The sequence below is a fragment of the Pseudomonas sp. MD195_PC81_125 genome (genome assembly GCF_014060985.1).
Taxonomy (GTDB): domain Bacteria; phylum Pseudomonadota; class Gammaproteobacteria; order Pseudomonadales; family Pseudomonadaceae; genus Aquipseudomonas; species Aquipseudomonas parakoreensis.
Genome location: NZ_JABULD010000368.1, coordinates 1 through 7,739, shown reverse-complemented (window position 1 = coordinate 7,739; position 7,739 = coordinate 1). Strand labels below are relative to the sequence as shown.

The window sequence follows — 7,739 nt, the reverse complement described above, 5'->3', positions numbered from 1 at the left end:
GATAGCGGTGTGTCAGCGACCGCAACGGTTACAGGACTGACGCCATCGCTGGCAAGCCAGCTCCCACAGGGTTTGGGTGACCACCTACATCTGCGTCGCCATCCCTTCGACATTCATCGCCGCCTGACGCAGCGCCTCGGAGCGGGTCGGGTGCGGATGGCAGGTCAGCGCGATGTCTTCGGCCGAGGCGCTGAACTCCATGGCCACGCAATATTCTCCAATCATTTCGCTGACACTCGGGCCGACCAGGTGCACACCGAGGATTTCGTCTGTGCGTTCGTCGGCGAGGACTTTGGCAAAGCCTTCGGTTTCGTGATTGATCTTCGCCCGACTGTTGGCGGTGAACGGGAATTTGCCGACTTTGTAGGCACGTCCTTCGGCCTTCAGTTGCTCTTCGGTCTTGCCGACGCTGGCCAGTTCCGGCCGGGTGTAGATGACGTTGGGAATCAAGTCGTAATTGACCTCGCCGGCCTTGCCGACGATCTGTTCGACACAGGCCATCGCTTCGTCTTCAGCCTTGTGCGCGAGCATCGGCCCGGACGTTACGTCGCCGATTACCCAGACGCCATTGACTTCGGTGCGGTGCTGGCGGTTAGCGAGCATGCCGCGCTTGTCGGTGCTCAGGCCGACGTTCTCCAGGCCCAGGCCTTTGGTGTATGGGCGCCGGCCGATCGCGACCAGTACGTAGTCGGCGTCCAGTAACTCGGCGCTGCCGCCCGCTGCAGGTTCGACGCTGAGCTGCACCCCGTTGGCCGAGGGCGTGGCGCTGGTGACCTTCGAGCTCAATTTGAAGCTGATGCCTTGCTTGCTCAGCGAACGCTGCAGGGTCTTGCCGGCCTCGGCATCGACGCCCGGACAGATGCGGTCGAGGTATTCGACCACGGTCACCTGGGCGCCGAGACGCCGCCAGACCGAGCCCAGCTCCAGGCCGATCACTCCGGCACCGATGACCACCAGATGCTTGGGCACTTCACTCAGCGACAGCGCGCCAGTGGAGTCGAGGATGCGCTGATTGTCGATCTCGACGCCGGGCAGGGGCGTGGGTTCGGAGCCGGTGGCAATGATGATGTCCTTGGCGCTCAGCTCGGTCTTGTTGCCTTGATCGTCGGTTACCGTGACTTTGCCCGGACCCTCGATGTGGCCCCAGCCTTTGATCCAGTCGACCTTGTTCTTGCGAAACAGAAACTCGATGCCTTTGGTCAGGCCGCTCACGCTGTCGTCTTTCTGTTTCATCATTTGCGCGAGGTTGAGCGTGGGTTTGACCTCGATGCCGAGGTTGGCGAACTCCGCACCCATGGCCGCGTCGTACAGCTCCGAAGCATGCAGTAAGGCCTTGGACGGCATGCAACCGACGTTCAGGCACGTGCCGCCGAGGGTGGCGCGGCCTTCCACACACGCCGCTTTCAGGCCCAACTGGCCAGCGCGGATCGCCGCGTTATAACCACCGGGGCCGCCGCCCAGAATGACCACGTCGTAGTGACTCATGCTCTTGCTCCTCGTTGGGGATGCGGATCGCTAAAAGTAGTAGGCGATTAAAATTACGAACGTAATATGTGCGTTTCCGGACATTTCGGTCAAGGCTTCAGGCAAGCGACAGGTTGCGCATCTTTAGATAGGCGTATTTGTGTACGAATATTTCACGCTTTTCGTTATATCGTAACGATAAGACCGGTGAATCAATGGCTTTGGGGTGATATGCAAGTCGATCTGGATGTCGATGGCACGCAAGTGACCGGGTTGCCGCGCTTTCAACAAGCGGCTGCGCAGGGGCGACGATTGCGCCGCCTGGCCTTCGGCCTCGGCGGATTGGCTGGGGCAGGGTGGGTGCTGGCGTTGTTTGTCGAGCTGTTTGCCGCGCAATCGATATGGCCGGCCTTGCTGGTGAATCTGGGCGCGGCGTTGCTGGTGCTGGTCGCCGGACTGCAATCGGCGTGGTGGGTGACGCAATGGCGCGCGCGGGTCATGCACCCAGTGGCGCAGCAACCGCTGAACGAGGTCGAGCAAACCGCTCCTGACGGCTGGTACGAACGGGTGCTGGAGCGATTGAGTGAGCGCGGTCTGCACCTGCTCGGTCAGATTGGCGCGGCCACGTTGTGGCTGGGCGGCTGGTCAGTGCTGATTGTGCTGGCCATCGGGCAGGTGTGGAATCTGACGTTGCCTGCCGCTGCAGTCGGGTTATCGGCCACGGTGGGCGCCGCGCTGATGTTGCTGTTGGGTTTCGGCTTGCTGGTGCTGGAGCGGCAACTGGCTCAGGAAAATCCGGCGCAATGGCCGGAAGCCGGGTCCCTCGCGCAACTTGCGCGGGTGGCGATCATCAGTCTGGTACTGGGGGCGATGTGCCTGTTGTTTGCCAGTGAAACTTCCGTGTGGCCGGTGCGGCTGGCGGTTCTCATCGGAATCCTGCCGGGATTGGTCGCGATCGAGTTGCTATTGCGCGCAGTTCTGTCGGTGTTCAGCCCTCGACGCGAGCAGCTGGAACCGACCCTGCTGGCGCGCAGTTTTGTTGCCGATATGCTGCGTTGGCCACCACAGCCGTTACTCGCTTTGCAGCACGAATTGCACAACCGTTTCGGCATCGATTTGCGCCAGATCTGGGCGTTCAGCTACATGCGCCGCGCTTTTCTGCCGGTGCTGGCACTGGTCGCCGCCGTCGGCTGGCTGCTGACCGGGATCCACGAAATCCCGCTGCAGGGGCGCGGTATCTACGAGCGCTTCGGCAAACCGGTTCAAGTGTTTGGCCCTGGCTTGCACGCCGGTCTGCCGTGGCCTTTGGGCCGTGTATTGAGCGTCGAGAACGGCGTGGTGCACGAGTTGGCAACCAGCGTCGGCGATGCTCCGGCGCCAACCCTGGCTGAGCCTGCCGAAGGCCCGGCGCCGATGACCGCCAACCGCTTGTGGGATGCCAGTCACGTCAACGACAAATCTCAAGTGATCGCCAGCAGCCGTGGCGATCAGCAGAGCTTCCAGATCGTCAACATGGACGTGCGCTTCGTTTATCGCATTGGTCTGAGTGATCAGGATGCTTTGGCCGCAACTTACAACAATGCCGATGTGCCGACGCTGATTCGTAGCACCGCGAGCCGGATTCTGGTGCACGATTTTGCTTCGCGTACTCTCGACGGTCTGCTCGGTGCTGACCGGGTAGGGCTGGGCGATGAAATCGGTCGCGCGGTGCAAGGCGATCTGCAGAAACTCGACAGCGGCGTGGAGATTCTCGCCACCGTGGTCGAAGCCATTCACCCGCCGGCCGGTGCCGCCAATGCTTATCACGGCGTGCAAGCGGCACAGATCGGCGCGCAGGCGTTGATCTCTCGTGAGCGCGGTGCGGCGGCCGAAGCCAGTAATCAGGCGCAGTTGCAGGCCAGCCTCGCCCGTGATCAAGCCAGTGCCAGCGCCCGTGAAATCAATGCGGCGGCGCAGGCCGCAGACCTTAAGTTCAGCGCTGAACAGAAAGCCTACGCCAGCGCCGGTCAGGCGTTCGTGCTTGAGCAATATCTGAGTCAGCTCAGCCTGGGGCTGAGCAAGGCCAAACTGTTGGTACTCGACCACCGTTTAGGCGGCAGCAGCAATGCGCCGACCATCGACCTGCGTACGTTCACGCTGCCGGCTGATCCGACGCCTGCGCGTACCACCGCTCAACCAGGAGTTGCCCCTTGAGCCAGTCGCACACTCACGATTCCCATGACCACAGCGGCCACGATCACGGCCACGCCGGGCATCACCATCATCATGGGCATCATCACCATCACCACGGTGCGCCGGAAGACGCGGGACCGTTCCCTTGGCGGCGGATGGGCTGGGCACTGTTGCTGGTGGGGTTTGCCATCGCGGCGGCGAGCCTGGTGCAAGTGCGCTCGGGGGAGGCCACGGTCATCACCCGTTTCGGTAATCCCTCGCGGGTGCTGCTTGAGCCGGGTTTGAGCTGGCGCTGGCCGGCGCCGTTCGAAGCGGCGATCCCGGTGGATCTGCGCCTGCGCACCACCTCCAGCGGTTTGCAGGACGTCGGTACCCGCGACGGTTTGCGCATCATCGTTCAGGCCTACGTGGCGTGGCAGGTGCAGGGCGATCCGGACAACGTGCAGCGTTTCATGCGCGCAGTGCAGAACCAGCCGGACGAAGCGGCGCGGCAGATCCGCACCTTTGTCGGCTCGGCGCTGGAAACCACCGCCAGCAGTTTCGACCTGGCGGATCTGGTGAATACCGATGCCGGCAAAGTGCGTATTGCCGATTTCGAAGCGCAACTGCGTCAGCAGATCGACCAGCAGTTGCTGGCCACTTACGGTGTGCGTGTGGTGCGGGTGGGCATCGAACGCCTGACCTTGCCTTCGGTCACGCTCACCGCCACGGTCGATCGGATGCGCGCCGAGCGTGAAACAATTGCCACCGAACGCACCGCCATAGGCAAGCGAGAAGCGGCGCAAATTCGATCTGCCGCCGAGCGCGATGCGCGAATTGTCCAGGCCGATGCCACGGTGAAAGCGGCAGAAATCGAAGCGCAATCCCGAGTCGAAGCGGCGCAAATTTATGGCCGTGCCTACGCTGGATCGCCGCAGTTGTACAACCTGCTGCGTTCGCTGGACACCCTGGGCACTGTCGTCACGCCGGACACCAAGCTGATCCTGCGTACCGACGCCGCACCATTCCGCGTGCTGGTGGACGGCCCGCCGAATGTTGAAAACAAATCCGGATCGCAGCCATGAGTGATGAAGTTCCACGTGGAACACATTCGTTGAGCAGTCCGTGGATTCAGGCCGGACGTTTGGCGTTTTTCGCCTTGTACGCTGTGACGGTATTGGCTGCGTTAGCTTGGGCATTTTCCAATGTGCGGCAGATCGATCCGCAAAATCGGGCCGTGGTTCTGCATTTTGGCGCGCTGCAGCGTATTCAGAATGCCGGGCTGTTGCTGGCCTGGCCGCAGCCGTTCGAGCAGGTGGTTTTACTACCGGCAGCGGATCGGGTGATTGAGCGCCGAGTGGAAAACCTGCTGCGCAGCAGTGAGGCGATCAAGGCTGATCGTGTAACGACTTTCGCCACACCGCTGGGCGATGCCCTGGCCGGTTCCGGTTACTTGCTGACGGGGGACGCGGGCGTGGTTCAGCTGGATGTGCGGGTGTTTTACAAAGTGACCGACCCTTACGAATTCGTCCTGCAGGGTGATCATGTGCTGCCAGCGCTGGATCGGCTGGTCACCCGCAGCGCTGTGGCTCTGACCGCCGCGCGGGATCTGGACACGATTCTGGTTGCCCGTCCGGAGTTGATCGGTGCTGATAACCAGGCTGCCGAAAGACGTGAGCGTCTGCGCGGTGATCTGGTGCAAGGCATCAACAAGCGCTTGGCAGAGTTGAAGGCGAGCGGGCAGGGCATCGGCATTGAAGTGGCGCGTGTCGACGTGCAGTCGAGTCTGCCAGACCCGGCCGTCAGTGCGTTCAACGCCGTTCTGACCGCCAGTCAGCAAGCCGACAAAGCCGTCGCCAATGCACGCACCGAAGCAGAAAAAACTCACCCAGACCGCCAATGAACAAGCCGACCGCACCCTGCAAGTGGCCCACGCGCAGGCCAGCGAACGGCTGGCAAAAGCCGCTGCCGACACCGCCACGGTGCTGAGCCTGGCCAAAGCGCAACAACAGGGTACCGACCCGCAGATGCTCCTGCGGCTGTACCGTGAACGCATGCCGAAGATTCTCGGCCAGGCCGGTTCCGTGACCACGGTCGATCCAAAAGACGATTCCCGCCTGATCATTCAGGGAGCCAGTAAATGACTGCGACCACTGCCGCACCGAGTCTGTTGTCCTCGGCCGAACAGCGCCGCGCCGCACGGCAATTGACCCTGGCGATGCTCGCCCTTGGCTTGCTCGGCCTCGGTCTGCTCTGGCGCTGGCTGTTACCGGAGCAAACCGGTGTCAGTCAGTTGCTGCTGGGTTTCGCTTCTCTATTGGTGGCGGTGCCGGTGATGCGCTCGGCGTGGTACAGCCTGCGCTATCCAAGCCTGCACGGCATCACCGATCAATTGATTGCCCTGGCGATGCTCGGTGCCTGGGCGACCGGCGATCTGCTGACCGCCGCGTTGCTGCCGATCATCATGATCTTCGGCCACGTGCTGGAAGAGCGCAGCGTGATCGGCTCGCAGGAAGCGATTCACGCCCTCGGCCAGTTGACCCGCAGCCACGCGCGCAAGATTCAGACTGATGGCTCGATCATCGAAGTCGATAACGGGACGCTCCAGCCCGGCGACAAGGTCGAGGTGCGCGCCGGAGATCGGGTGCCAGCGGATGGCCGAGTGTTGTTCGGCCAGGCCAGCCTCGACACGGCGTCGATTACCGGTGAGTCGGTTCCGGTGGAAACGGCGGTGGGCATGACGGTGTTTGGCGGCGCGATCAACCTCGATGGCTTGCTGCGCATCGAGGTGACCCGTACCGGCGATCAATCGACGCTGGGCAAAGTCATTGCGCTGATGCAGAACGCCGAGCGCTCGAAGCCGCCCATCACGCGCCTGCTTGAGCGCTATGCCGGTAGCTACATGGTGCTGGTGTTGCTGCTGGCGGCGGTGACCTGGTTTATCACCCATGACGCGCAGGCGATGCTCGCGGTGCTGGTGGCGGCATGTCCCTGCGCTTTGGTGCTGTCGGCACCGGCCACAGCGATTGCCGGTGTGGCGGTGGCGGCGCGCCACGGCATTCTGATTCGCAGTTCGGCGTTCCTTGAGGAGTTGGCAGATCTCACTTCACTGGTGGTCGACAAAACCGGCACGCTGACTTACGGCACCTTGCGTTTGCAATCGATCAGCAGCCCACGGCTGGATCAGGCCTCGGTGATGACACTGGCCGCCAGCCTCGGGGCGGCCAGCAGCCATCCGGTCAGCCGCGCGTTGGCCGGGCTGGTCAGTCAGGACCAGAGCCTGCCGCTGACGGATATTCATGAGCGTCAGGGTCTCGGTGTAGTCGCCACGACCGCCCAAGGCGAGGCGGCGTTGGGCCGGCCCGAGTTGTTCGCGCAACTGGGCATCGTCACCACCACCGTTCCCGAGCACGACGGGCCGATTGCCGGATTGGCACTGAACGGCGAATTTGTCGCCTGGCTGTTGCTGGCCGACAGCGTCAAACCGGAAGCCCGCTTTGCCCTCAGCGAATTGCGCGAGCTCGGTCTGGGTCGCCAGTTGCTGCTGACCGGCGACCGCCAAAGTGTTGCTCAGACCCTGGCCCGCGAAGTCGGCCTGCAAGAGCTGGAAGCGCAGGCGCTGCCCGAGGACAAACTCAACCGCGTACTGAAGGAAATCGACAACGGTTTTCGGCCGATGGTGGTGGGCGACGGCATCAATGATTCGCTGGCACTGAAGGCTGGTGTGGTCGGTGTCGCAATGGGCGCGGGCGGCGCTGACATCGCGCTGGCCTCGGCGGATATCGTCTTGATCGGCAGTGATCTGCGCCGCCTCGGTACTTGTGTGCGGCTCAGCCGCCAATGTCGACGAACCTTGCAGGTTAACGTGATCATCGGTCTGGGCTGGACACTGGCGATTGTCGTCTTCGCCGCCTTCGGCTGGCTCGGCGCGGCCGGGGCGATGATCGCCGCGCTGCTGCACAACCTCAGTACGTTGCTGGTGTTGGGCAATGCCGGACGGCTGCTGCGGTTTCAGGAGCCATTGCTCAAGCTCAAGGATGGTCTTTGAAATGAGTTGCAGCGAACTGTGCGCCGAATAGGCAGTCATCTATGTAGAAGGCGCACACGTCATTGCCGGTTTCCGT

The 7,739-nt window shown here is 62.6% G+C and carries 4 protein-coding genes and 1 pseudogene; 4 read left to right on the top strand and 1 reads right to left on the bottom strand.

What is annotated here, in order from left to right:
• Positions 1-84 precede the first annotated feature (84 nt).
• The gene (gene lpdA / locus HT737_RS15425; RefSeq protein ID WP_182403144.1) at positions 85-1,485 is read right to left on the bottom strand and encodes a dihydrolipoyl dehydrogenase; all 1,401 of its coding nucleotides are present in this window, start codon (positions 1,483-1,485) and stop codon (positions 85-87) included.
• 210 nt (positions 1,486-1,695) lie between these two features.
• Between lpdA and hflK (HT737_RS15420) the strand changes: the two genes are divergently transcribed.
• The 4 genes and pseudogenes from hflK (HT737_RS15420) to HT737_RS15405 all read left to right on the top strand — a co-directional run bounded on the left by hflK (HT737_RS15420) (position 1,696) and on the right by HT737_RS15405 (position 7,663).
• A complete protein-coding gene (hflK, locus tag HT737_RS15420; RefSeq protein WP_182403146.1) occupies positions 1,696-3,657 on the top strand; it encodes a protease modulator HflK in 1,962 nt (653 codons plus the stop codon).
• Positions 3,654-4,700: a protease modulator HflC gene (hflC, locus tag HT737_RS15415; RefSeq protein WP_182403142.1), complete on the top strand. Its 1,047-nt coding sequence runs from the start codon at positions 3,654-3,656 to the stop codon at positions 4,698-4,700. The genes hflK (HT737_RS15420) and hflC overlap by 4 nt, the downstream gene beginning before the upstream one ends.
• A pseudogene (hflK, locus tag HT737_RS15410) lies at positions 4,697-5,759 on the top strand (protease modulator HflK). The gene hflC and the pseudogene hflK (HT737_RS15410) overlap by 4 nt, the downstream one beginning before the upstream one ends.
• Positions 5,756-7,663, top strand: a complete 1,908-nt coding sequence (locus HT737_RS15405) for a cation-translocating P-type ATPase (RefSeq protein ID WP_182403140.1) — start codon at positions 5,756-5,758, stop codon at positions 7,661-7,663. The pseudogene hflK (HT737_RS15410) and the gene HT737_RS15405 overlap by 4 nt, the downstream one beginning before the upstream one ends.
• The last annotated feature ends 76 nt before the right edge of the window (positions 7,664-7,739 follow it).